The organism is Paenibacillus sp. FSL H7-0326 (genome assembly GCF_001955535.1).
GTDB lineage: Bacteria > Bacillota > Bacilli > Paenibacillales > Paenibacillaceae > Paenibacillus > Paenibacillus shunpengii.
This window is the reverse complement of sequence record NZ_MPVN01000004.1, coordinates 555045-581590: the sequence shown is the minus strand read 5'-3', so window position 1 is coordinate 581590 and position 26546 is coordinate 555045. Positions and strand designations below refer to the sequence as shown.

At 46.6% G+C, this 26546-nt stretch carries 18 protein-coding genes; 3 read left to right on the top strand and 15 right to left on the bottom strand.

What is annotated here, in order from left to right; translation table 11 throughout:
- Complete coding sequence (locus BK126_RS21435; protein WP_076314561.1) at positions 1 to 801, bottom strand: ABC transporter permease; 801 nt, start codon at positions 799 to 801, stop codon at positions 1 to 3.
- Positions 802 to 918: 117 nt separating this feature from the next.
- Here BK126_RS21435 and BK126_RS21430 point away from each other — a divergent pair, with 117 nt between their 5' ends.
- The gene (locus BK126_RS21430) at positions 919 to 3387 is read left to right on the top strand and encodes an O-antigen ligase family protein (protein ID WP_076314560.1); all 2469 of its coding nucleotides are present in this window, start codon (positions 919 to 921) and stop codon (positions 3385 to 3387) included.
- 70 nt (positions 3388 to 3457) lie between these two features.
- Here the strand turns inward: BK126_RS21430 and galU are convergent, their stop codons facing one another.
- The 9 genes from galU to uvrB all read right to left on the bottom strand — a co-directional run bounded on the left by galU (position 3458) and on the right by uvrB (position 17822).
- Positions 3458 to 4339, bottom strand: a complete 882-nt coding sequence (galU, locus tag BK126_RS21425) for a UTP--glucose-1-phosphate uridylyltransferase GalU (RefSeq protein ID WP_076314559.1) — start codon at positions 4337 to 4339, stop codon at positions 3458 to 3460.
- Positions 4340 to 4573: 234 nt separating this feature from the next.
- The gene (locus BK126_RS21420) at positions 4574 to 7087 is read right to left on the bottom strand and encodes a U32 family peptidase (RefSeq protein ID WP_076314558.1); all 2514 of its coding nucleotides are present in this window, start codon (positions 7085 to 7087) and stop codon (positions 4574 to 4576) included.
- Between the two features lie 279 nt (positions 7088 to 7366).
- Entirely contained in the window at positions 7367 to 9274 is a 1908-nt protein-coding gene (locus tag BK126_RS21415) for a stalk domain-containing protein (protein ID WP_076314557.1), read from the bottom strand.
- Positions 9271 to 10425 carry a S1C family serine protease gene (locus BK126_RS21410; RefSeq protein WP_445321903.1) on the bottom strand — a complete coding sequence of 385 codons (1155 nt, stop codon included), beginning with the start codon at positions 10423 to 10425 and terminating at the stop codon, positions 9271 to 9273. The genes BK126_RS21415 and BK126_RS21410 overlap by 4 nt, the downstream gene beginning before the upstream one ends.
- 272 nt (positions 10426 to 10697) lie before the next feature.
- Entirely contained in the window at positions 10698 to 10907 is a 210-nt protein-coding gene (locus BK126_RS21405; RefSeq protein WP_170862559.1) for a hypothetical protein, read from the bottom strand.
- Positions 10908 to 11027: 120 nt separating this feature from the next.
- Positions 11028 to 11876: an aminoglycoside 6-adenylyltransferase gene (gene ant(6) / locus BK126_RS21400; protein ID WP_076314556.1), complete on the bottom strand. Its 849-nt coding sequence runs from the start codon at positions 11874 to 11876 to the stop codon at positions 11028 to 11030.
- Between the two features lie 146 nt (positions 11877 to 12022).
- Positions 12023 to 14884 carry an excinuclease ABC subunit UvrA gene (gene uvrA, locus BK126_RS21395; protein ID WP_076314555.1) on the bottom strand — a complete coding sequence of 954 codons (2862 nt, stop codon included), beginning with the start codon at positions 14882 to 14884 and terminating at the stop codon, positions 12023 to 12025.
- A 107-nt stretch (positions 14885 to 14991) separates the two neighbouring features.
- Positions 14992 to 15324, bottom strand: coding sequence for a hypothetical protein (locus BK126_RS29190; RefSeq protein WP_143757776.1), 333 nt, complete (start codon positions 15322 to 15324; stop codon positions 14992 to 14994).
- A gap of 503 nt (positions 15325 to 15827) precedes the next feature.
- On the bottom strand, positions 15828 to 17822 hold the full coding sequence (gene uvrB, locus BK126_RS21390) for an excinuclease ABC subunit UvrB (protein ID WP_076314554.1): 1995 nt from the start codon (positions 17820 to 17822) through the stop codon (positions 15828 to 15830).
- Between the two features lie 465 nt (positions 17823 to 18287).
- Here uvrB and BK126_RS21385 point away from each other — a divergent pair, with 465 nt between their 5' ends.
- Positions 18288 to 19082: a flagellar motor protein gene (locus BK126_RS21385; protein WP_076314553.1), complete on the top strand. Its 795-nt coding sequence runs from the start codon at positions 18288 to 18290 to the stop codon at positions 19080 to 19082.
- A complete protein-coding gene (locus BK126_RS21380; protein ID WP_076314552.1) occupies positions 19066 to 19902 on the top strand; it encodes a flagellar motor protein MotB in 837 nt (278 codons plus the stop codon). Before BK126_RS21385 ends, BK126_RS21380 begins: the two co-directional genes overlap by 17 nt.
- Before the next feature lie 159 nt (positions 19903 to 20061).
- On the opposite strand, the gene BK126_RS21375 is transcribed toward BK126_RS21380, so the two are convergent.
- From BK126_RS21375 to ftsE, 5 genes are all read right to left on the bottom strand, one after another.
- Positions 20062 to 21357 (bottom strand): PDZ domain-containing protein, encoded by a 1296-nt coding sequence (locus BK126_RS21375; RefSeq protein WP_076314551.1) that lies wholly within the window; start codon positions 21355 to 21357, stop codon positions 20062 to 20064.
- A gap of 163 nt (positions 21358 to 21520) precedes the next feature.
- Positions 21521 to 22981 (bottom strand): S41 family peptidase, encoded by a 1461-nt coding sequence (locus BK126_RS21370; RefSeq protein ID WP_076314550.1) that lies wholly within the window; start codon positions 22979 to 22981, stop codon positions 21521 to 21523.
- A 518-nt stretch (positions 22982 to 23499) separates the two neighbouring features.
- Complete coding sequence (locus BK126_RS21365; protein WP_076314549.1) at positions 23500 to 24807, bottom strand: murein hydrolase activator EnvC family protein; 1308 nt, start codon at positions 24805 to 24807, stop codon at positions 23500 to 23502.
- Between the two features lie 133 nt (positions 24808 to 24940).
- Positions 24941 to 25858, bottom strand: coding sequence for a permease-like cell division protein FtsX (ftsX, locus tag BK126_RS21360; protein ID WP_076314548.1), 918 nt, complete (start codon positions 25856 to 25858; stop codon positions 24941 to 24943).
- A complete protein-coding gene (gene ftsE / locus BK126_RS21355) occupies positions 25848 to 26534 on the bottom strand; it encodes a cell division ATP-binding protein FtsE (RefSeq protein WP_047912341.1) in 687 nt (228 codons plus the stop codon). The genes ftsX and ftsE overlap by 11 nt, the downstream gene beginning before the upstream one ends.
- Positions 26535 to 26546 lie beyond the last annotated feature (12 nt).

Genomic DNA, 26546 nt, shown 5'->3' with positions numbered 1-26546 from the left:
CTATAACACATCTGCAAAGTGCGGTTTAAGCTTCTTAAACAATAGGAATCCTATCAGAAATAGAGAAGCTGTTAACAACCAAAAATAAATTGTGAGATTATAGTAATTCCAAAAACCAACATGATTAATTAGAGAATCTCTGTAACCTTGAACAATGTAAAAAAGCGGATTGAGTTTAAATAAAAATTCAAATTTTTCAGAGACAATTTTAAAGTCCCACAATATAGGAGTAAGCCAGAATAAAATTTGCAATAACATGGATACAAATTGCCCAATATCCTTCATAAACACCATTAGAGTGGATGTAATCCAAGAAATACTTAGTACAAACAAGATTAAGCAAACAAGGTAATATAGTACCTGTATGTTATAAATCGATGGATCTATGCCGTATCCATATAATAGTAAAATTAAAATACAAAGAAAGAATAAATGGACGTAAAACGATGATAAAATTTTCACAATAGGAAGAATACTTATTCTGAACACAACTTTTTTTACCAAATAACTATTTTCAGTAAATGCATACATTGCGTTAGTCGTAGCCTCAGAAAAGAAAAACCAAGGCACTATTGCCGCCATTAACCAAAGCACAAATGGTATATCATCAACTGCAGTTGTACGAAAACCAAGCTCAAAGACGATCCAATAAACCAAAATCATAAATGCAGGTTGGATAAAAGCCCAAGCGATTCCCAAATAAGAACCTAAATATTTTGACTTAAAATCCTTTTTAGATAAGTCCACAATCAATCTTCTATCCCTTAATGTATGCGAAATAGCTTTTTTAACAAAATTCATTACATTTCCTCCAAATGCAAAAACCTCAATGAAAAATCCAGTATTATAAAAGTTTTATATTTACAATTAGACTATGTTAAAATAATGTCGTATCTACTAGAAAAGGAGAATTCTACCTTGTCGAATCCAGTATACGGTAAATCCGCTAAGCCATCGAGCGGTATTGATCCGAAGAACCAAATCAGTGTTACCCGATGGATTCTAGTCATTGGCTTCATCTTATTTTTGTTCTGGGCTCCGTTCCAGATCGCCCTATTTAATGGACAAATGTTAAATTTCGAGAAGCCAATCTATTGGGCAGTACTCATTTCAACTCTCTTGATGTTTCTATGGATCGCCAGCTATTACAAAGAAATTAAGCTGGAAACACAAAGAGATTGGCTGCTTGTCGCTGTCCTGTTGCTTCCATTAACTTATGTCATCTCTCTTATATCGGCAGCCTCCCACTATCTTGCAACGAACATGGTACTCATTCAATGCATTTATGCGGTTGTATTTGCCATTGCAGTGTATATTCTCCAAAGCAAACAAATCAATCATATCATACATTTGGCAATTTTGGGTATTTCATATGTTATTGTCGGATTTGGTCTATTGAACTGGCTGGGAGGGCCGAATCTGGCAGCGAATCTTGTCGGATGGTTTACGAGCGCTGTACAGAATGGAAAATACATCGATGCCGTGATGGTTGATTCTAACGGTCCGAGGCTAACCTCAGTATTCCAATATGCCAATACATATGCAGCTTTTCTCATGGCTCTGCTCTTTGCAGCTATCTTTAGCTTAGTTAGATCTATTAAATGGTACGGTCAGTTAACTCATGGATTTATGCTTGTTCCGATCATTGTCTCCATTATGCTGACTTTGTCGAGAACGGGTCTTGTTCTTCTCCCGGTTGTTTTTGTTGTGTTATTGCTGTTCCTCAAGCCTGCAAAACAAATTTTATGGATCATATACTGTCTCATAGCGGGCGCAGCGACGGTAATTGTACTTAATCCTATTACTTCAGCAGGTCTGGCATTGCATGAACAATATTCAGCATCTACAGCTTTAAACGGCTGGATTTACCTGATTGTTGCATCTATTGCTGTGGCAGTTCTTGCCTGGGTTATTCAGAGCTATGCTGCTTCCCGCCTGACAAACGGAGTACAGCGCTGGTCTGATCGCAAATTATCGAGCCTATGGATTCCCATCGGATCTTCCATTGTTGCCATTATTGCAGCTCTGCTGCTTCTGTTTACGAGTCTCAAAAACATTTTGCCCGACAGCATTCAAGTTCGTTTGGAGAACATCAACTTTAACCAGCACAGTGTGCTCGAGCGATTTACGTTCTATCGGGATGCACTGAAGCTGCTAGCCGACTATCCAATCATTGGAGCCGGCGGTGGAGCTTGGGCGGCTTTATATGAAACGTACCAGAATAACCCGTACACGAGTCGCCAAGCGCACAACTTTTTCATGCAATATCTCGTAGAGGTCGGTATTCTAGGATTCATTATTTTTATGGCCTTTATGATCTTTATTATCTGGAAATATATCAGAGGGTACATTCGTCAGTCGGAGCAAGACAGAGAGTCCCATTTCCTGTATTTCATCATTACATTCTCAATCCTGGTTCATAGTATCCTGGACTTTAATATGAGTTATGCATTTATAGGTATGCTCGTCTTTCTCGGGTTCGGCGGTATGGCCGCGGTTATGGATAATAAGCCCCTGAAGAAGCTCAGCTTCAAAGGAGCAGGTATTCGTTACCTATATGTCGGGGCTGTAGGTATTCTGTCTATCTTTGTACTATTTACTTCGGTTCGTTATCTGCAGTCCAGCTACGCTGCTGTCGATGCACAGCAAGTCGTTCAGACAAGTCAGGATTTTAATGAAATCAAGACAGCGCTGGATAAGGACCTGTCCATCCGAGACACTCACCCGGATTCCTTGCTGCTGATGGCAGAGATCTACCAGCAGGTCTATACACAGACTCAGGATGAACAGTATTACAATGAGGCAATGGCATGGATTAACAACGGGCTTGAAGAGGAGCCTTATAATAAAAATATGCTAAAACGCAAGATTTCTCTTCTCCAGACAAAAGGGGAGAATGAGCAAGCATTTGCTATTCAGGAAGAAAAAGCCGCCAACTTTGCTTGGGATATTGATTGGTACGAGACGCTGATCAGCCAAGCCTTCGAATATGGTTACCAAGCTCTTGGCAATCAGGATACAGCGAAGAAGGACGAATACTTCGCAGCAGGATTACAAGCTTACCAGCATGTAGTAGAGGGTATCGAGCATCTGAAGACACTGCCTGAAGGACAGCTCCAAGGGCGTGCATTTGAAATCACACCCGCTATTGCTCTGAATGCAGGTAAGATACAATTTATGAAGAATCAATCTGCTGAAGCCGCAGCTACCTTGAAGCAAGGTTTGACAGAAGATATGAATGACCCTGCCAATCAAGAACTAGCCCGGTGGTATCTGGCATCATTACAAAAAGCAGGCCAAACCGACGAACAGGTCTACAATCAGTTAATTGGAATTCAGCCTGAAGCAGATGAGCAAATCGATCAGTTAGCCTCTTTAAATTTCTAGCAATACAAACAAAGCAGCGAGTTGAAGAGTTGTCTTCAGCTCGCTGCTTTTTTAGATCGATAATCCTTGCTTATTTCAAAGTCCGATAAGAGCTCAAGAGCTCCTCCAGATATTCACTTAATCCTTCACGAAGCTCTTCACGCTGCATCGCATAATGAAGAGTGGTCTGGATAAATCCTAACTTCTCTCCGACATCATGACGAGTTCCATCGAAATGGTATGCCAAAATGTCTCTGCTGGCACCAAGTGTAGCAATCGCATCCGTCAGCTGGATTTCACCATTCACACCCGTATGTTGATTCTCAAGGATATTGAATATATCTGGTGTTAATATATAACGCCCCATAATCGCCAGATTAGATGGGGTGCTTCCTACTGGTGGTTTCTCTACTAAATTATTGGCTGTATATACTCTATCTTCGATTTGATTTCCTTCTATAATTCCATATCTCGATACTTGTTCCCACGGAACGGGTTGAACTCCTACTACAGGCTGTTCATGCTGCTCATATATACCCATCATCTGCTGCAAACAAGGAGGATCAGATTCAACAATATCATCTCCAAGTAATACGGCAAACGGCTCATTTCCTATAAACTTACGAGCACACCAGATTGCGTGCCCGAGTCCCTTAGGTTCCTTTTGTCTAATATAATGGATATCTGCCATCTCAGAAGATTTACGAACTTCTTCAAGCAACCCCCATTTTTGTTTTGATGCCAGGTTATGCTCCAGTTCAAAATAGTTATCAAAATGATCCTCGATCGCTCTTTTTCCTTTACCTGTCACGATAATAATGTCTTCTATTCCGGAGGCTACCGCCTCTTCCATTATGTATTGGATCGTAGGCTTGTCTACGATCGGCAGCATTTCCTTGGGCATTGCTTTGGTCGCTGGCAAAAATCGTGTACCTAGTCCAGCCGCAGGAATTATCGCTTTTCGAATCTTCATTCAGAGATCTCCCTCGTTAAGATATGAATTCATTATAAAGGAATGAACTGGAAACTTCTCTAAGCAGAATCAATTTCATAACTCATTAAAACAACGACGAGTATGGAATTGCTTTGATACTTGGAAGCTTTTCATGGCTTTAATATCTCTACATGATGATGTTCATATAATAAATTTTTCACTAGCAAAAAGAGCCACCCTCTTCATTGTAAAGAGAGCGGCTCTAATTCATTTTTATTTCACCAATTGCCCGCGTGTTACGCCTAGCTGGTTGGTTGCCTTAAGTGTCTTCCATACCTGTGTACCGCTGATCTCACCGCGCAGTGCACGGTTGTACAGTCCAAGCACCTCACGTACCTGCTCCGGTGTCTCTTCCAAGAACTCTACGCGGTAGCGGGATACACCCAGATCCATGAAGTTCGTCAGGTACTCGGCACCGGATTGCTCGACGGCATTGTATACCGTGTTCCGGCAGCCTTCATCGACACGCACCGGATGAGACATACCAATACGGTCCTGCAGAGATACGCTGTGATCTTCACAAGGACGTCCGCAGTTCGTGTAATCCGTTCCTTCACTGAGGAATGTACAATACACACAGTGCTCTGTGTGGAACATCGGCAGATGCTGATGAATAACCACTTCCATCTTGTCTGTACGGGAACGCTCCAGCAGATCGACCATTTGCTGAATGTTCAGGTCATAAGACGGAGTAACCGCATCACAGCCTGCTTCAAGGAATAGCTCAACTGCTTTGTGGTTGGCAATGTTCAGTGAGAAGTCACCGATCAGCTCCGGATGATTCGCCTCCGGGTTCTCCATGCGATGACGCAGGTAGAAATACAGTGCGCCCGTATTACGAACCAGCACCGCGTCCGGCTTCAGACGCAGGATGTTGTTATGGTAGCCGTTCTCACCAGGCATGTGGATGCGTGGTGTAACGAGTGCAATTTTCTTGCCTGCAGCATGCACCATCTCTACCGCAGCCGGGAACTGCTTGATGAACTCGAAGTCTGCATAGATAAAGTCTACTCCCGCTTCAAGACAAGCCTCTACTTGAGGCAGACTGCGGCATAATGCGGTAAGCTCCGCTGCACCGCGCTTCACCGCTGGAGCTGGCTTAACGGAATCACCGTAAACCTCCACTTCACGCTTCACATATACCGGCGGCTTCGGACGTTCTCCTGCCAGCATTTCCACTGCCTGACGGCGAATGTTGTTCAGCTCCCGCATTGGAATAATGATATCTCCATGCAGCTGTACATCCAGTTCCTCGAGCTGATACACTGTACCACCCAGTCGTCCAAACTGCTCTTCGAGTAGCTCATCATTCATCGGGCGTTTCTTCGCTAGTTCGAGCTCCATTTCGGAATTCACCTGAACGGTAGTGCCTTTCTGTACATCGGTCCACCAGGTTTCGAGCGGCTGCCCTGGTCTTCCTACCGCCTTCACATGAACCGGGAACACACGATATGGCTTCTCTGTCTCATAGCTTTGACGCAGACGCTTATCCAGCGCTGGGTCGTTGGTCTTCCAGATCCGGTCGCCCTCATGCAGACGGCGCAGATCCACATCACTGCGGCCAGGCACAATGTCGATGATCCAGCCTTCACCTGCTTCGCCTTCAATTTTCACGCCTTTACGACGAATATCATAGACACGTCCGCCTTCTTCACGTTTGGTCGGATCGCCGGCATCAAATACGATACCGTCTCCACGCTTCACCGGAGCTTCCAGTTTACATACGACGCCGTCGCGAAGAATTTTTTCTACACGGCCCAAATAGACACCACGGCTCTTCGGAAACGTTCCGTCCACCAGCTTCTTGTTGTTGGTCCCTTCAAGGAAGCCATGCGTAAAGCCACGGGAGAAGCTCTGCTGCAGCTCACGAATCTCCTCAGAGCTAATTGGATCCTTAATCCCGTCAAAATAGGCATCAATCGCTTTGCGATATTTGCTTACTACATTCGCTACATATTCCGGTGTCTTCAGACGCCCTTCTATCTTGAAGGAAGTAACACCGGCCTCAATCAGCTCAGGCATAATGTCGATTGCAGCCAGGTCCTTCGGAGATAACAGATAAGCAACATCACCCATTGGCTTCTGCTCGCCATCCACCATCAGATCATAAGGAAGACGGCAGGCCTGTGCACACTCACCGCGGTTGGCAGAGCGTCCGCCCCACATCTCGGAAGTCAAACATTGACCTGAATAAGAAACGCAGAGTGCACCATGCACGAATACTTCCATCGGCAGCTTCGCTTGCTCCCCGATTTTTTGAATCTGCTTCAGGTTGTTCTCACGGCCTAGTACGACACGTTCAATATCAAAAGGCTTCGTAAACTCTACCGCCTCCGGCGAAGTAATCGTCATTTGAGTTGAACCGTGAATTGGGAAATCTGGCGAGATTTCGCGGATCAGCTTCACTAGACCCAGATCCTGCACAATTACTGCATCCACACCTGCATCTACACAAGCATCAACCAATTCTTTGGCGTCCGCCAGCTCATTTTCAAATACTAATATGTTAAACGTCAGAAAGCCCTTGACTCCATAGCTATGCAAAAAAGCCATAATCTCAGGCAGCTCTTCCATCCGGAAATTGTTCGCTCTTGCGCGAGCATTAAACTTCTCCACACCGAAAAAGATTGCATCTGCGCCATTCGCTACTGCTGAACGCATACAATCCCAATCGCCGGCAGGTGCTAACAGCTCGACATCTTCTCTTCTCAATGCTTTTGTATTCATATATCCTCCTAAACAGGCTTTTTTTACTTTGCCTATATCCTAATACATCGTTCAAATGATTAACTATATACTCTATCAGTGTAGCCATTCTGCTAAACAACTATAATAGTGTATCAAATCCTTGTTCTTTCCTCTACTACTTCCTGAAAAAACCGAAATTTCCGTCCATTCTCCATGGACTTTTCTATCAACAGTGTAACAAGGCTCCTTCAATAACTCTATAAAAAAAGAACCCGCATGCCAAATAAATTCAGCCATGCCGGTTCTTCACCGCATTCATTATTTATTAAATGAAAAAGATTCAAGCGTCTTCGAAAGAGCATTCAGCTGTACTTCCGTTCGATTCGCATCATTCAATGCCGCGGTCACAGTGTAAGTTATGCCGTCATGCTCAAATACAAGCTGCCTGCCTTGCATGGGAACACCCTTCTCGACTTCATGATAAGTGAACTCTGTCGCTGGCTCTCCTGCAAAGGTCACATTTTTTGTATCCGTCACACGGAAATCCTTGCGGCTCTGGGCCGCTTCGGCATACGATTCACGGAGCTGACTGACGGCCATCTCTACGGATATCTCCTTATCCACATGGATAGAGAAAAAGCCTCCTGTAAACTGATACGCTACAATCGTGGATTCAAACCGGTTCTCCACTGGAGTCCAGTATCTCGGAATATCGAGCGTGTAGCCATATGTTTTGGAAGTCCGGGTGATCATACTCGACTTATTCACTAAATAAGGATCTTCGCCCAGCTTGCCAAAATTTTCGGAGACGGTATCATAATCAATCTCGAGCGAAGCGAGGATCTCTTCGAACAAGCCCTCATCCTCTGCCGCCGTCTCAGGTACAGCGTATTCCAAATAGTAACGATATCCGTTCTCTTGAATCAGCACATTGTATTCCGTAGTCCAGCCATCTCCAAAATCATATTGGAACTGGTTCACCTGAGCATCCTTACCCGCTACGTTCAGCGTGTAGGAATCGACCTCCCGGTGAGCATCCTCCACGAACACATCCCGCATCCACTGATTCAGCTTGTCGCTCCAATCCTTAAGTGATGCGCCTTCCGGCGCCGAAGTCACCTGAAGGGATAAATGCGTTCCTTCCTTACTCTCGTAGATCAGGGACTGATTATCCTTATCCCACTCCGCGGGCACTGACAAGGCAATACCATAATCTTCGTTATACACTGACGTCATGCCATTCTCAACCGTGGACAAATCCTTCATTGTCGTATCCGATATGTTGAATGAAGTGCGGAAGGAATTCAGCAGTGAGGCATGCTTTTGCAGATCCTTGTAATTGACAGCCTCATAGTCGGAAAAATAGACTTCATACAGGCGCCCATTATCGTAGTATTGTCTTGCTTCCCAGAACATACCGTCGCCATCCTTGGTCACGATGCGGGCATAAGGTGTAACAGCCTCTCCATAGGCTTCACGATCCATGACGGTCTCACCCATATCCTTGGCATCCTGAACAAGCTGCTGCAGCATATCCTCCGCATCCAGCTCTACCTCCTGATCACTGACCAGCACTTCAAGATAATATGTGCCTTCGGCGTTCATGAAGCTGGTAAAGTCCTCACTCTCATTGTAGGATCCTCCCACAATCAGTCCGGTTGGATAATTCATAGACCATTCGTAGTAACTGTTCCCTATCTTTGTCTTGCCTAGATCGCTATCAATTTCGTTCTCAGGGTTCTCCTGCGGAGCTTCAGCATTATTCGCTTTCATACGAATAACCAGCTCACCTTGATTTGACTTATGAAGTGTGGCTCCAATACCTGCAGCTACTGGGCGCAGCGGGACCATAAGCACATCCTTCACCATCTTGGGTGCAGCAGCCATTTCTACTTTTTCCCCATCGATCCAGGCGGTCTTGCTCCCGATGGTGAGTGCAACCGTATGTGGACCATCCATGACTTTGACGACATCTTCCCCGGATAGACGAATCTCGCTATGGAAAGCTTTTTTGAATACCCCTGCCGGAACCATCAGCGTTCCCTGCTCCACATAGGGCTTATGAATCGTTTGCTTCTCTCCATTAATGGTTGCCGTCTGGCTTCCCGTCCTCAGTCTCAGCTCTTCCACAAGATCAGAAGCCGCAGCTAGCTGAATTGCACTGCTTAACACAATGGTGCCCGTCAATAGCGCCGTTGTAATAGTACGTACCGTTCTTGTATTCATTGCTCTACCTCATCCCATGCTTCGTCTTCAACTGAAACGACCGAATTCTCACCCTGCGTTAATACCAGATAGCGCGTTACGATGTCTCCATCTGACTGCATGAGCAGCTTCACTTTCTGGCCAGGCAGATACTTCTTAAGCAGCTCATTAATATCGACAACCGAAGTGACTCGCACCCCATCTATGCTGTACAGCACGTCACCTTCTTGGATTTTGGCCTTCTCTGCTTCATTCGTATGAACACTCGTAACGGTCAAAGGATCATCAGTTGGCAGCCCCACAATGGCCGACCAGCTCTCCTCCAGCGTAAGCCCCAGACTTGCGCGCTTGACTTCGCCATATTTAAAGTAATGATGGATTACATAATGTACCGTCTCCGCAGGGATCGAGAAGCCTGTATTCTCCACTCCAACCGCTGCATACTTCATCGTGTTAATCCCGATCACTTCACCCTTTAGATTTACGAGCGGACCGCCGCTGTTCCCCGGGTTAATGGCTGTGTCGCTTTGAATCAGACGATAGGATGCATTCACTCCCCGATTGAGCCCGCTGACCACACCTACTGTAGCTGAATTCCGCAGGGAAAAAGACACCGGTGTGCCGATCGCAATGACGGTCTCGCCCACCCGCATATGGGAGGAGGAAGTGGCCAGCTTCGCTGTTTTCAACGATTTCGCATTGATCTTAATCAGTGCTAAATCGCTGGTCGGGTCGCTGTAACTGTCAGTGATCTTATAGGTCTTACCATCGGATGTGACTACAACTGCATTGGATAAACCGTCAATGACATGGGCGTTCGTCACAATCCATCCGTTTGATCTGATAATGACACCCGTTCCGTGCGTCAAATTGTAACGATCAGAGCTTCCTCCTTCTGCACCTGCATCCGGGCGTCCTATGATTCCAACAACAGAAGGGGATACGGCCTCGACAACCTCCGGTATTTCATCTTTTGCTGTATAAATGAATGTTCCTGTCTTCGTGTCATATTGACCTGTACCGCCTAACGCTTTCATAAGGTCTTTTGAATTTATGTATATTTGATCATCCTGTAGCTTCGCATTCAGCTTAACACTAGCGCCTTCGATTACTGCCGGGTTAATCGCACTTGCCCCAAGCATAAGGATTGCCATGACAGCAGCTGTTGTCATTTTTGTTCTTACCTTGTTTAGATTGAGATTTGTGTCCTTGTTTCTATCCGTTATTCTATCGTTATTTGCGTTTCTAGCTCTAGTTCTATCTATATTATTACGTTCCAAATGGCTTCACCGATTCCTCTCCCAATCTATCATTCTCTTACTCTTATGTGACATTCTGAATCCATACGCCAGGTGCATTCTTTCTTCAAAAGAGGATTAAAAAACACCTTCCCTTCACACAGGGGAAAGTGTTCTGCAAATCTACTTATGTTGTATGTAACCGTCTAGCTCAACCAATGCTTGATCATCGCATAATCGGTAATTAGAAATACGATTAAGCTGACTACACCAAAAGCAATGGCAAACAAATTCTTCTTGGGTGCCTTGATCAGTCGAACAACACCGATGAAGATAATAATGGTAAATAGAATGACGAAGATATCAAATCCATTAAATTTAGAAGTAGTGCCTCCAGCTTCAGCTAATAGCAGCATACATGCGCCCCCTTATGACGAGATATCATATACGTACAAGCGTTTACACCTTCTTATATGTTATCTTCATCGCCCGGGTTTAGCAAGACTTTTCATCCAGAAAATCTAAAATAATCCAATTCAATTCCTATAAATACTTTTCGTATATTTAGTAATGACTTCATCGTAATCAGGATACTTATATCCGAAACTCTCTGACACCGCTTTTGAATAATTTCTAAATAACTCATAACAAGTGAATAAAGACTGCCACATTTCCTCATAGCCATTCTCCACATAAGTGGACAAGAGTTTTTCCCAATCTGCATCAGGAAGGTAGCGATTTATAAACTTATAGTTCTTCCCTACACTAAAATGATATCCTTGCTCTGATCCAATATTCCAAGCCATCATTCTCAATAAATTCGGTCTTGCGATCTCGTTCAGATGGTCAATAGCGAATAGGATTTCTTTTCTCCCCAACCCTTTAACCACGTATGTGGAAACCATCCAGAACTCATTACAGCAATCATCGAATTCTCTTGCTGTCGGCTTTTTAATCCAATATTGATGATCATTTGCGATTACTTCGTGTTTAACGAGATTGTCCTTATCAAGCAGCACCTGAACTAAACCATCGCTGTGGGTAAAATAATCGTTAGCCTCGTGGACTGGGATAAGTGTCAGGTCTAACTTATTCCAATCTTCAAATAGGATTAAGTATGAATACCAATTACCTAACTCCGGCGGAAAGAGCTTCATATCTTCGGGTTTTTGCATCATAACAGGTTTTCCGAATACTTGAAGCCACTGATCATTCTCCTTGAAAGAATCCATATCCGTTACAAAGTATGAGAGGTCATAATCTTGGAATGGATCAGGAGGAATATTGGGGTTTGTTCGGGACCCTTCCAAAGTAACCAATCGAATTCGATCATCATTTTTGGCAAAATCGATCAGCTTCTTCATCATCTCTTGTTCATTTCTCACGACAGTCATCCTCCGTTACAACTATTTTTTAGATAGCATGAATAATAGAGAGTTCGATATAACCACGTCGCTCTAATGATGACGGATTACTTTAAAAAAAGCTGGAGATGAGATAAATGTATCTCCTCCAGCTCTTCATGCAGCAGCTATGAACGGTTTAACACCAGGGTTTGACTGCGCTCGGTATCCCGTTCCAACACCGGCTTCAGGTATTTACCTGTGTAGGATTCATTCACTTTGACGATTTGCTCTGGAGAACCTGTACCGATAATGGTACCGCCGCCGTCTCCGCCTTCCGGTCCCAAGTCGATAATATGGTCGACCGTCTTGATGACATCCAGATTGTGCTCAATGACAAGCACGGTTTCCCCAGAGTCCACCAGTCGGTGAAGTACCGTCAGCAAACGATCAATATCATCCACGTGCAGACCGGTGGTCGGCTCGTCCAAGATATACATCGTCTTACCGGTACTGCGGCGGTACAGCTCAGATGCGAGCTTGACGCGCTGTGCCTCTCCCCCGGATAGTGTTGTTGCCGGCTGTCCGAGCTTGACGTATCCTAAGCCGACATCCAGCAGGGTTTGAATTTTGCGATGAATCTTAGGAATGTTGCGGAAGAATTCCACCGCATCTTCAATCGTCATATCTAGTACTTCAGAAATGTTCTTCTCTTTGTATTTAACCTCTAACGTTTCCCGGTTATATCGTTTCCCTTTGCAGACTTCACAAGGTACATAAACGTCCGGCAGGAAGTGCATCTCGATCTTAATGATTCCATCGCCCTTACACGCCTCACATCTGCCGCCCTTGATGTTAAAGCTGAATCGGCCCTTTTGGTAGCCGCGCAGCTTGGCTTCATTCGTTTGAGAGTACAGATCTCGAATATCATCAAATACACCCGTGTACGTTGCCGGGTTGGATCGAGGTGTACGGCCGATTGGAGATTGATCAATATCAATGACCTTGTCAATATGCTCCAAGCCTTTCATTTCCTTATACTGCCCTGGGCGTACTCTTGCCCGGTTCAAATCCCGTGCCAGTGTTTTGTACAAGATCTCATTCACAAGGGTAGATTTGCCTGAACCGGATACACCAGTAACCGCTGTAAATACACCTAGTGGAATCTTCACATTAATGTTCTTGAGATTGTTCTCCTTCGCACCGCGAATTTCCAGCCAGCGATCATCCGTCTTCCGTCTCTCGGCAGGAACAGGGATAAACTTGCGTCCGCTGAGATAGCTGCCCGTCAATGAATTAGGATCATTCATGACTTCCTGCGGTGTGCCCTGCGATATGATCTGACCGCCATGAATTCCGGCTCCCGGACCGATATCAATAATATAATCCGCTGCCATCATCGTATCCTCGTCATGCTCTACGACAATGAGCGTATTTCCGAGGTCACGCATATGACCCAGTGTTGCAATCAGACGGTCATTGTCACGCTGATGCAGTCCGATGCTTGGCTCATCCAATATATACAATACACCCATGAGACTGGAGCCGATCTGTGTCGCAAGCCGAATACGCTGTGCTTCCCCGCCGGATAATGTACCTGCAGCTCTGCTCATAGTAAGGTAGTTCAACCCGACGTTTACGAGGAATCCCAGACGACTGTTGATCTCTTTGAGAATCAAATGGGCAATCGCCTGTTCCTTCTCGGAGAGCTGCAAATTGCTGAAGAATTCCATGGCCGCTCCAATGGAGAGATTGGTCACATAAGCCATGTTGTTGCCATTGACAGTAACGGCCAGCACTTCTTTTTTGAGACGATGACCTTTACATGTTCCACACGGCTTCTCGCCCATAAAGCCTTCGATGAACTCACGAATACCTTCCGAAGCCGTATCACGATACCGGCGCTCCAGATTGGGAATAATCCCTTCAAATACAACATAAGCTTCTTTTCTTTGGCCAAAATCATTCTCATAACGGAAACGGATCTTCTCACCATTCGTCCCTCGAAGGAGCTTGTTCATCTGATCTGGTGACAGCTCGCTGACAGGAACGTTCATCGGAATCTTGTAATGCTCACATACGGAACGTAAAAATTGCGGGTAGTAGTTCGACGTCCCTCCAGCCCAAGCTTCAAATGCACCGCCTTCGATCGACTTGCTGCGATCTGGAACGAGCAGATCAGGATCGACAATCATCTTAGTTCCCAAGCCGTCACAATCCGGACAGGCACCAAATGGACTGTTGAACGAGAACATACGCGGGGAGAGCTCCTCAATGCTGAATCCGCATATCGGACAGGCATAGTTGGAGCTGAATCTCAGCTCTTCTTCTCCAATGATATCAACCAGCAGCTGACCGCCGGATATTTTAAGCGCGGTTTCAATCGAATCGGACAAACGTGACTGAATGTCTTCCTTCACGACGATCCGGTCCACTACGACCTCAATCGTATGCTTCTTGTTCTTCTCAAGCTCAATGTTCTCCGACAAGTCACGGAGCTCGCCATCAATCCTTACCCGTACGAAGCCTTGCTTCGAAATATCTGCCAGCAGACTCTTGTGCTCACCCTTGCGGCCCGAAATAACAGGCGCCAGAATCTGCAGCCTTGTCCGTTCCGGGTAGCTCATAATCCGGTCAACCATCTGCTCTACAGTCTGGGAAGTAATCTCTACACCATGTTCCGGACAATGCGGATGACCGATGCGTGCAAACAATAGACGCAAATAGTCATAAATTTCGGTAACGGTTCCTACCGTTGAGCGCGGATTGCGGCTTGTTGTTTTCTGATCTATTGAAATCGCAGGAGACAGTCCATCTATCGAATCTACGTCGGGCTTCTCCATCTGCCCTAGAAACTGACGGGCATATGCGGACAGTGACTCTACATATCTACGCTGACCTTCGGCATATATCGTATCGAATGCCAGCGATGATTTACCGGATCCGCTCAGTCCGGTCAGGACGACAAAACGGTCGCGCGGGATCGTTACATCGATGTTCTTCAGATTGTGCGCCCTTGCGCCTTTAATGATTATACTCTCGTTCGCCACACTCTCATCTCCTTAAAAGAACCCTCCTAAATCCTCCCTGAGAGGGAGGACCCCAAAGGGACCTCCCTTTGGAAACCGGAAATTGGCCGAAGTAGTTGGGCTCGTGGTTATTTACAGCTGGGTTGTTGTGCTTGGACCGCATTCGTTCTGGACAACCCATCTGGTTGTCCAGAACATGCTTTACATCCGACGCGTACCGTGAGTGGGATTGCTTCGCTATATCCCACGGGCGGACCATTGCTCTTCGAGCTCGGTCCTTCAAGTGCATGTTGGTGGGATTGCTTCGCATCATCCCACAGGCGGACCATTGCTCTTCGAGCTCGGTCCTTCAAGTGCACGCTCCTGCGTGGGATCGCTTCGCTCCATCCCACAGGCGGACCATTGCTCTTCGAGCTCGGTCCTTCAAGTGCACGCTCCTGAGTGGGATTGCTTCGCATCATCCCACAGGCCGACCATTGCTCTTCGAGCTCGGTCCTTCAAGTGCAACTTCCTGTTGTGGGATCGCTTCGCCCATCCCACAGGCGGACCATTGCTCTTCGAGCTCGGTCCTTCAAGTGCAACTTCCTGCGTGGGATCGCTTCGCTTCATCCCACAGGTGGACCATTGCTCTCCGAGCTCGGTCCTTCAAGTGCAACTTCCTGCGTGGGATCGCTTCGCTCCATCCCACAGGCGGACCATTGCTCTTCGAGCTCGGTCCTTCAAGTGCAACTTCCTGCGTGGGATCGCTTCGCTTCATCCCACGGGCGGACCATTGCTCTCCGAGCTCGGTCCTTGTTCTACTAAATTAAACAATATATCAATTTATCAATAAGTATAGCCCTTATGATCAGCTTTCAACGTTATTAAACGAAATACAATTATGAAATTAAAGAGTACAGAAATAGCAACGTACCTTATGCACTCTTTAAGAAGAGAACGACCCCTCGGCCGTTCTCTTCTTATTTTATTCAGCCTTCAATTCAAGCAGGGCATCTCGTAGTTCTGCGGCACGCTCGAACTGCAAGTTCTTCGCTGCATCCTTCATTTCAGCCTCAAGACGCTGCATCAACGACTGACGCTCGCGCTTCGACATCTTCTCTGTGCCGCCTGTCAGATAATCGCTCTTCGCCTCGGCCACCTTCGTTGCCTCAATAACCTCACGAATCTTCTTGCGGATGGTCTGTGGTGTGATTCCATGCTCTTCATTATAAGCGACCTGAATCGCACGACGACGTTCCGTCTCCTTCATCGCTTTATCCATGGAGTCCGTAATCTTATCACCATACATGATAACTTTACCTTCACTGTTCCGGGCAGCGCGTCCAATAGTCTGAATAAGTGAGCGTTCAGAACGCAGGAAGCCCTCTTTGTCAGCATCCAATATAGCAACAAGCGATACTTCAGGAAGATCAAGTCCTTCCCGCAGCAGGTTAATTCCGATAAGTACATGGAATGTGCCGAGCCGGAGATCCCTCAGAATGGCCATACGCTCCAGCGTCTTAATATCTGAGTGCATATATCTGACCTTAATGCCGACTTCCTTGAAGTAATCGGTCAGATCCTCTGCCATCTTCTTCGTCAGTGTCGTAACAAGCACGCGCTCATCCTTCTCTACACGGTCCCGAATCTCACCAATCAGATCATCAATCTGACCTTTGGTTGGTCTCACTTCAATGATCGGATCAAGCAGACCTGTTGGACGAATAATCTGCTGAACCATATCTCCTTCGGTATGCTCAATTTCATAAGGACCTGGAGTGGCAGAGACGTATACGAGCTGCTTCGTCTTCTTCTCGAATTCCTCGAACTGCAATGGACGGTTATCCAGTGCGGACGGCAAACGAAATCCGTGCTCTACGAGTACGGTCTTCCGCGCACGGTCACCGTTATACATTGCACGAATTTGAGGCAATGTCACATGCGACTCGTCAATGACAACCAGCATATCGTCAGGGAAATAGTCGAGCAGTGTATACGGTGTAGCTCCTGCCTCACGGAAGGTCAGTGGACCAGAATAATTCTCAATCCCGGAGCAGAATCCCACTTCCTTCATCATCTCGATATCGTAACGTGTCCGCTGTTCCAGACGCTGTGCCTCGAGCAGCTTGCCCTGTTCACGCAGTTCAGCAAGGCGCTCCTCGAGCTCACGCTCAATATTAACAAGCGCAACTCTCATCGTCTCCTCACGCGTAACAAAGTGAGACGCCGGGAATATAGCCACATGATCGCGCTCACCTATGAGCTCGCCGGTCAGCACGTCAATCTCTGTAATGCGCTCAACCTCGTCTCCAAAAAGCTCGATTCGCATCGCATGCTGATCTTTAGATGCCGGAAAAATCTCAATGACATCACCGCGCACGCGGAATGTCCCCCGGACAAAATTAAGGTCATTACGCTGGTATTGGATATCCACGAGACGTGACAAAATCTCCTTGCGAGACTTCTCCATCCCTACACGAAGCGACAATAGCATATTGGAATATTCGATCGGAGAACCGAGACCGTAGATGCAGGATACACTCGCAACAATAATAACGTCTCGGCGCTCGAACAAAGAACTTGTAGCCGAATGCCGAAGCTTATCAATTTCTTCATTTATACTTGAATCCTTCTCAATGTACGTATCTGAAGAAGGAATATAGGCTTCCGGTTGATAGTAATCGTAATAGCTTACAAAGTAATCTACCGAATTGTTAGGAAAAAACTCCTTGAACTCACTTGCGAGCTGTGCCGCAAGCGTCTTGTTATGTGCAATAACAAGCGTGGGTCTATTTAACTTCGCTATGGTCTGAGCAATGGTAAACGTCTTACCGGTACCTGTAGCACCAAGCAATGTCTGATGCCTCTTCCCTTGCCGGATCCCTTCTACCAGCTCTACAATCGCTTGCGGCTGATCCCCTTGAGGTTCAAATTCCGATACGAGTTCAAATCCTTTATTGCTCATGACAATATCGCTCATTGCCCAACCTCACCTTCATCGTCTAAAATAGTTTTACACCAGGATTATGCAAATTTCGATCTCTCTCGCTAAGAAACTACAAATATCCAGATAGAATGAAGTCATCAATGTACATACTTACACTCAAAAACTTCAAATCAACCTAGATATTGTTGTAAGAACTGCCCATAGCAAGCTGTGCAATATCCTTATATATGTCGAGATTTACCGAAAATATAACATTCGGAAACCATTTTATATACTGCATTGCTTATTTCCCTAACATTAAACAAATGAAGTTCCTCAGCCGAAATAAAAAAGAACCCATCTCAAAAAGTGGAATGAAGCTCTTCATCAGGCTGTTTCACCGGCTCTTCGTTCGTGAGTTAAGCAAAAGCATTTATAAGAATGTTTGTTCCCGTTTATTATACTCGGTTCATGTCCTGGATGCAAATATAGAAAGCAAATGACTGGAGGGAATTTTTGATGGATATCGCGACCCTAATCGGCCTTATAGCCGGAGCTGTCGCAATCATTGGAGGATTTTTATGGGAAGGGGGACAAATAACAGGACTATTTCAAGGGACGGCTGCTCTTATCGTCTTCGGCGGTACGATTGCAGCCGTGCTCATCAGCTATCCACTGCACCGGATCCGTACTCTGCCTGCGGGCATTAAACTGGCCTTCAAGCCGAATCGGTCTGAAGTAAAGGAGTGGCTGGAGGATATCGTAGAGATGTCCATGGTTGCAAGACGTGAAGGTGTTCTAGCCTTGGAGCAGAAGGTCGTTGATCACCCTAATGTTTTCTTAAGAGAAGGCATTCAGTTAGTTGTGGATGGAACAGATCAGCCGATCGTCCGTCAGATTATGGAGCTGGATATCGATGCCAAGGAACAGGAGCATGATAACTATGCCAAGCTATTTGAATCTGCAGGCTCCTATGCGCCGACCATGGGGATTATCGGGACCGTTATGGGACTCATTCAGGTGCTTGGTCATCTGACAGATCCGAGTCAGCTCGGTCCATCGATCGCCGTTGCTTTTATCGCGACCTTATATGGGGTAGCCAGCGCAAACCTGATCTTCTTGCCCATCGCCTCCAAGATTAGAGCCAAGGGCGCAGAGGAAATTATGGGCATGGAAATGATTCTGGAAGGTGTATTGTCAGTACAAAATGGTGATAATGCGCTGCTCGTTCGCAAAAAGCTGAACACTTATATTACCTCACTGCCAAATTCATTAAGCCCGAGGAAGGATGTCATGCATGAGACAGCGGAATAGGCGAACACGGAATGTAAAGTCCGCGCATTCCTCCGGCTCTCCGCATGATCGCTGGATGATCACCTATGCGGATCTCATAACACTTCTGCTCATTTTCTTCGTGATGATGTATGCGATGAGCCGGCTTGATGCAAACAAGTATGAGGAAGTTACCAGCTCCCTGCAGACTACCTTTCAGAGCTCAAGCGGAATTCTTGACGGAGGAAATGGCGTAATTGACTACCCCTCTGGTCAAAATGGCGAGACAGGCAGTGAAGCAAACCAGCCCGGTTCAGGCGGAGCCGGTTCAGATACGGAACAAGAGGCAGACAGCGGACCTTTGACCGAACGAGAGACTGCCTTCCGTGAGCAAGAAAAAGAGCTTCAGGATCTGATGGCCTTGATCGAGGATTATATAAGAGACCATGAGCTTGAGAATCTTATTTTTGTAGTGGACAAGCCTCAAGGGATCTCCATTACGCTGAGTGAACAATTTCTGTTTCGCACTGGGGATGCAAATTTAATGGAGGGTGCAGGCCCCGTTCTGTCTCAATTAGCCAGCTTGTTTAGGGATCTTGCGACAACCATCTCAATCGAGGGTCACACCGATAATACCCCAGTGACATCAGGCTCCAAATACCGGGACAACTGGGAACTCTCCGGTGAGCGCGCACTCTCTGTGCTTCGTTATTTTATTGAGCAGGAAGGACTGGATCCGAACAGCTTCCAATATGCCGGATATGCGGATAACCGGCCTGCAGCAGAGAATACGACCGCCGCTGGCAGACAACAAAACCGCAGAGTGGAAATCACTGTTCTGCGCCAGCTGCAAAGTGAGTAAAGCTAGATCTCATTTGAATATAAAAAAGTAAAACCTCCACCCTGCTTTATAGGCAGGATGGAGGTTGTTTTTTGTGCAGAGAAGCTTGTGTGTAGATGTTCCCCTTCTCCGGCTTAGCTTATCGTGTGATTGCTTAAAGTAATTTCAGCTTCTATCCCCTCATGCTTCGTGACTGAAAGGATCGGGCGCTGGCTTATCGGTACGATGTGTATCCACCTTCATCCCGACGATCTGAAAGAACGAGGCAGGACGCTCGTCGATTGCAAAGCCGGTATCCGGATCTGGCGCAAGCAGTGCTCCGAGCTGGTGATGCTCACCTTCGTATATCGCACGCTGCAGGAATTTACTCTCGCCTTCAATATTGCGTACTTCCAATTTGCAAAATGCAGGGTTCATACGAAGCGCGCTGTGCAGCTCCGCTTGGGAGTTGACATGCTGTCCATTCACTCGAAAGATAACCTCACCCGTCTGGATTCCCAGCTCCTCCGCAGGACTTCCCGGCAATACGGCCAGAACCTGCAGTCCCTGCTTAGGATGTACATAGATTGGGCTGCGATTTTCTTCCTCCGACGAACTGATCCAGCATATCGCTTCAAGACCTAGAAGAGCAAATAGCACAGCCACCAGAGACAAGGGATTCCACCACACGGACAACAGACTCAAGGCGAGCAGTATGACTCCATACAGCAGGAGCCGCTTCGCGGTAAGCGCTGATTTGTCTTCAGGCAGCATACTTTTTGTCATTTCACTAAATCCGACAATAAAAGGAACAGCAAAAAGCATATACATATCGGCACCGCCGGAAATCAGCGGACTCCACGCTAAATCTGCTCCACTTCCCGAATTGGTGGGCATAAGCAGCATAAGCGGCACCGGTACATAGTACTGCAGCTGATAACCGCCGACAAGCTTGCCCCTCTTCCCTTTAAAATAAACAGGAGAAGCGTTCTGCCGCTGCTGCAGCCTTACGAACAGAGCCTGAGTCAAGTGCAGCACTGCTGCTAGCACCAGCAGCTGAGGAATCGGCAGATCACGGATTGTAGAGACGACGGCTTCGAGGAAGCCTTGAGGCTCCCAGCTGCCAAACAGCTTAAGCACCCATTGTATGATACCGAGTAAACCCACTGCATATACCGCGTTCAGGTATCTGATCCGCAGCAGCATCAGTATAATCGATGTTACCCATATCACCAGCACAGCCTGTGCTGTCATTTCAATTCCCAGGAATAAATAAACGACAGATACAATAAGACCAATCAGTATACCTGTAAAAATAGCCCGCAATGTTAACAGCGGCCACCCATTAAGGCGTGTGTGGAGCAATCTTCGTTCTAGCATCCCCTGACGACGGTAACTGAGCGCTAATAATACGATGGCTATGTAATAAAATGGCTGTGTCAGCAAAGCGATTAATGCATCCACAACAAGCCATAGCCATGTGATGACTTCATTCAAGTTAGCTCACGCCCCCTCATAATTCAACTGCTGCATGCCCTCTCCAAATACTTGATCCAAGTAAAAAAAGAAGGCTGAACAAGCAGCCTTCTTTCATCTGTTTTTCTAATATCGACAAGAAAAACTTATTCTGAACGCTTGATGTTCGGGTCGTTTTTCTCTCTTAATTCGACGCTGCTGAAGAGATCTCCTGCTTCATCTTGGAAACAGCCTGTTTGAGCTGCGTATCGTATGCAGGATCGCCGATTCGTTCAATGAGCGCCGTCTCAAGTGCTGCAGCCGTTTCCTCGTTGATATTTCCGCTCACGCTCAGTCCTTGTGAGCTTTGGAAAGCTTTGACGGCTTCTACGGTCTTATCATCATAATATCCGTCTTTGCGATCCGTCTTATATCCGAGACCCTCGAGCATCGTTTGGGCGTTCTTCACGTCCGTACTGTTGGTATCGTACTTCAATGGAAGATTATCCTTATTGATTGGTGCCACGGAGAAATAATCAGGCTGACTTACACTAATATCAGGCTCAATTCCTTTCTCATGAATCCAATCACCGTTTGGCGTAAGCCACTTGGCTATCGTAATCTTCACAAGACTTCCGTCACCAAGCTGACGTTCAAAGCTGGTCTGCACCGTTCCTTTACCGAAGGAATGCTCACCGAGCAGTGTCGCTCCAGCGGATTGCTGCAGTGCGCCTGCCAAAATTTCAGATGCGCTCGCACTTCCTTTGTTCATCAGGACACTCACCGGGTAATCCTTCGCTGAACCTTTGGACTTATTTGTTTCCCGAGTTCCGTTCTTGTCTTCCACTTGCACGATCAGTTCTCCAGAAGGAACAAACTGCTCTGCGATATCAATGACGACAGACAGTACGCCGCCCGGATTGTTACGAACGTCGATGACAAGCCCCTTCATGTTCTGGCTTTCAAGCTTAGCAAGCTCCTCCTTGAACCGTTCAGCTGTATTCAAAGAGAACTGCGTTATCGTAATAACGCCGACATCATCTTCCTTCATCTCCGCATACACGGTCTCCAGATCAATGTCATCTCGTATAATACTGAACTCGAGCGGCTCATTGGATCCAGAACGCTGAACCTGAACCTTGGCTTCGCTGCCCTTCGGTCCACGGATCTTGGAGACGGCATCATTGAGATCAAGCCCCTGCAAAGATTCACCATTGACAGACAGGATCACGTCCTTAGCCCGTATTCCTGCTTTTTCAGCGGGAGAGCCCTTGATCGGTGATACCACCACAACATTGCCATCCTGTGAGGATACCTCTGCGCCAATACCTGTAAATGAACCTTCAATCGATTCTTCGAATTGAGCAGCTGTTTCCTGACCCATGTAATTAGAATAAGGATCTCCGAGGGCCTCCATCATTCCATTAATAGCGCCATCAATTAATTTAGTACGGTCCACATCTTGATAATAGTTAGCCTCGATCAGGTCAAGTGCGGTTTCAATCTTCTGCAGTTCATTCTTCTGATTGCTGCCGGTTACACTGGCAAGCAGCCCTTCTCCGCCCTGGCTGTTCAGCCCCGGGTAATTTACAACAGCGAGTGTAAGCAAGCTTCCACCCAGAAGCGCAAGAACCACCAGCAGTATAGCAGAGCGCTTCTTCATCATGAGCGTCACCGCCCTTTCTATTCCGACTTACTTGCTTTGGATGTAAATAGGATACAAGTCAACTTAGAGCCCGGCTTCATCCTTGGATGAAACTCTGCGCGACCGTGTCACGCTTATTGCTTCATCCTTGGATGAAACCGTCGGCGGCTATGTTACGCCATCCGTTTCATCCTTGGATAAAACAAGCTCCTTATTTACTTGTATCATATTTCGCTGAAGGATGAAACACTGCACGACTGTGTTGCGCTTATTGTTTCATCCTTGGATGAAACACTGCACGACTGTGTTGCGCTTATTGTTTCATCCGTGGATGAAACAGCACACGAACGCTTTACGTTGCCTGATTCATCCCCGGATGATTCAGACAATCGTTCGTATATCCGCTGTCTGAATCATCCCCGGATGATTCAGTCAATCGTCTATATGTTCGTTGCCTGATTCATCCCCACACATAAAACCATATACCAGCAAGAGTATATGTAAAGCTTGTACGGAATATGTCCAGAATAGACCTCTGCTTACAAATAATTCATCGGGTTTTGCGTACTTCCATTCACACGAACCTCAAAGTGCAAGTGAGGTCCCGTAGAGTTTCCTGTGGATCCGACTTCGGCGATCTTTTGACCACGGCTCACCGAATCTCCTTCGCTTACTTTGATGCCGCCTTCGCGAATGTGTCCATACAGCGTCCATAGTCCATCCCCGTGATCGACTATCACAGTATAGCCATAACCACTGTACCATTCTGCCATGATAACTACGCCATCTTCAGCGGCATAAATGCTTGTTCCTTGAGGGGCAGCAAAGTCAGTACCGGTATGCATCTTACCAACCTCACCTGTGATCGGGTGAATACGCGGTCCGTAACCTGAGGAGATACGCGCGCCTGAGATCGGCATTCCCAGCACACCGCTGCCGCTGGAAGACATGGTTTCACTTGAGCTAGAGCTAGAACCAGAAGAGCTGGAGCTGGAGTTCGAGCTGGCTACTTTCTTCTGAGCAGCCTTTCTTGCTGCTTCTTCCGCTGCCGCCTTCGCTCTTGCCGCTGCTGCCGCCTGCTCTGCCTTGAGCTTGTTCTTCTCTTGAACCAGTGCTGAACGTTTCGATGCGATCTCTACGAGCATGCGATCCTGTTCCTCGCTAAGCTCGCCATGCACATGGATTTCTTCCTCATAACCTGCAATGAGCGTCTGTTTCTCTTGCTCTTTACTATCCAGCTCTGCCTTGCGTTCTTTTTTCTCAGCATATAGACGTTTATGTTCTGCATACTGCTGTTCGAGTTCTGCCTTCTTGTCTACAACAAGCTGCTTATCTTTCTTATGTTCAACGAGCAGATTCTGATCCTGATCCACGATCATCTTCAATGAATCTGCACGCTCCAGAAAATCGGAAATGCTTGTAGAAGCCAGCAATACATCCAGATAGGAAACTGTTCCATCTGTGTACATCAGACGAACACGCGATTCGAGCAGCTCCTCGCGGGCTGCAATTCTCTCTTCTGCTGCCTGCAGTTCCTTCTTCGTGTTCCGCAAATTCTCTTCCGTAGTTTCAATGCGGTAAGACACGGTCGCCAGCTCATTACTTACGGCTTCAATTTGTTCCATAATAGCTTCGAGATAGGCTTCTTGCTTCTGCTTGTAGTGTTCTGCTTCCTGCTTCTTCTGTTCCGCCTTCTGTTGCTGTGACTTCGCAGATTCGGACTGCTGTTCCAGCTGATCCAGCTCTTTATCAATATCGCTGATGCTTGATGCAGCGACTCCGTATCCAGGACTAAGCACTGTGGCTGTAAGTAAACTTAACGCTATTGCAGTGGCCGTCTTTTTCAAGTTCGTTTCCCATCCTTCTTCGTAAGTATTTTATATATCAATCCATGACGAGTTATGTTCTTACTTAAGGGCTGCCCGATAAGGACAGCCACATGATTATACGAAACTACAAACTACTAAAACTATGAAAACCTTACACTTTCAAAGATTTACGAATAGACAACGTGCTTCCCAGGATGCCCACGAGCATTCCCATAAGGAGCAGTGATCCGCCAAACCAAGTCCATATACTGGACAATGGCACCAGATCAAGCATCTGGATGATAATATCTTGTTGAATCGAGTTCAGCAGCTGGTTGTATCCGATAAATAGTATAGCGATCGTAATAATAGATCCAATGAATCCAATCAAGGCCCCTTCAACAAAGAACGGCCAGCGGATAAAGGAGTTTGTCGCTCCTACCAGCTTCATGATGCTGATCTCCCGGCGGCGTGCCAGGATCGTTACGCGAATCGTGTTAGAGATCAAAAACATGGACATGAGTGCAAGACCTGCTACAAAAACAACGCCGATCGTCCGGATCAGACGAGTGATCTTGAACAGTGTCTCCACCGTGTCTTCTCCATAGTTCACTTTCATAATGGGCTGCTCTGGGTATTCCTCGTTCAGCGCTTCAATCTTCTCAGCTACAAAGCTGACTGTGCTCGGATCAATAACCTCTACCCTGAGCGTATCCGGGAGAGGATTGTTATCCTCGTCGAAGCCTTCAAGCAGCTCCTGACCATCTTCTCCAAGCTCTTCTTTAAAATCTGCCAAGCCTTGCTCTTTAGGAACAAATTCAATCTTGCTCACTTCCGGCATGGCTCCAATCTCGTCCTGAAGCTTACCGCGCAGCGCCTCATCTACATTAAGCTGCAGGAATGTACTGATCTCCACTTGGTCATCTGCCTGATCCGCCATGGAATTGACGTTCACCACGAGCAGAACGAACACGCCTAGAATCAACAATGAGACAATAATCGACGTAATAGATGCTATGGACATCCAGCCGTTACGGAATAGGCTCTTGAACCCTTCCCGCATATGGCGCAAGAAGGTACTAAAATTCATAGCCGTATTCCCCTCTCATTTCGTCTCGGACGATATGTCCCTGCTCAATGGCAATAACCCGCTTACGCATGGTATTTACAATATCCCGGTTATGGGTTGCCATCACGATTGTTGTTCCTCGGAAATTGATCTCATCGAGCAGCTGCATAATCCCCCATGACGTCTCAGGGTCAAGGTTACCTGTAGGCTCGTCCGCGATGATGACAGACGGATTGTTCACGATCGCCCTTGCGATCGCAATACGCTGCTGCTCCCCGCCTGACAGCTGGTTCGGCTCTCGGTCTGCCTTGTTCTTAAGTCCGACAAGATCCAGGGCTTCCATAACCCGCTTCTTAATCTGTTTCTTCGGCGCTTCAACAACCTCCATTGCAAATGCAACATTCTCATACGCCGTCATCTTCGGCAGAAGTCTGAAATCCTGAAAAATAACGCCGATATTACGCCGAACATAAGGGATTTTGCGATGCTTCAGCTTACCGATATTAAATCCGTTAACTGAAATCTGTCCTTTTGTCGGAACTTCTTCTCTGTAAATGAGCTTCATAAATGTCGATTTCCCCGCACCAGACGGTCCGACAATATAAACGAATTCGTTGCGGTCGATCTTTACCGACACACCTTGCAAGGCATGTGCCCCATTCGGATAGGTCTTCCACACGTCCTGTAATTCAATCACATGATCACTTCC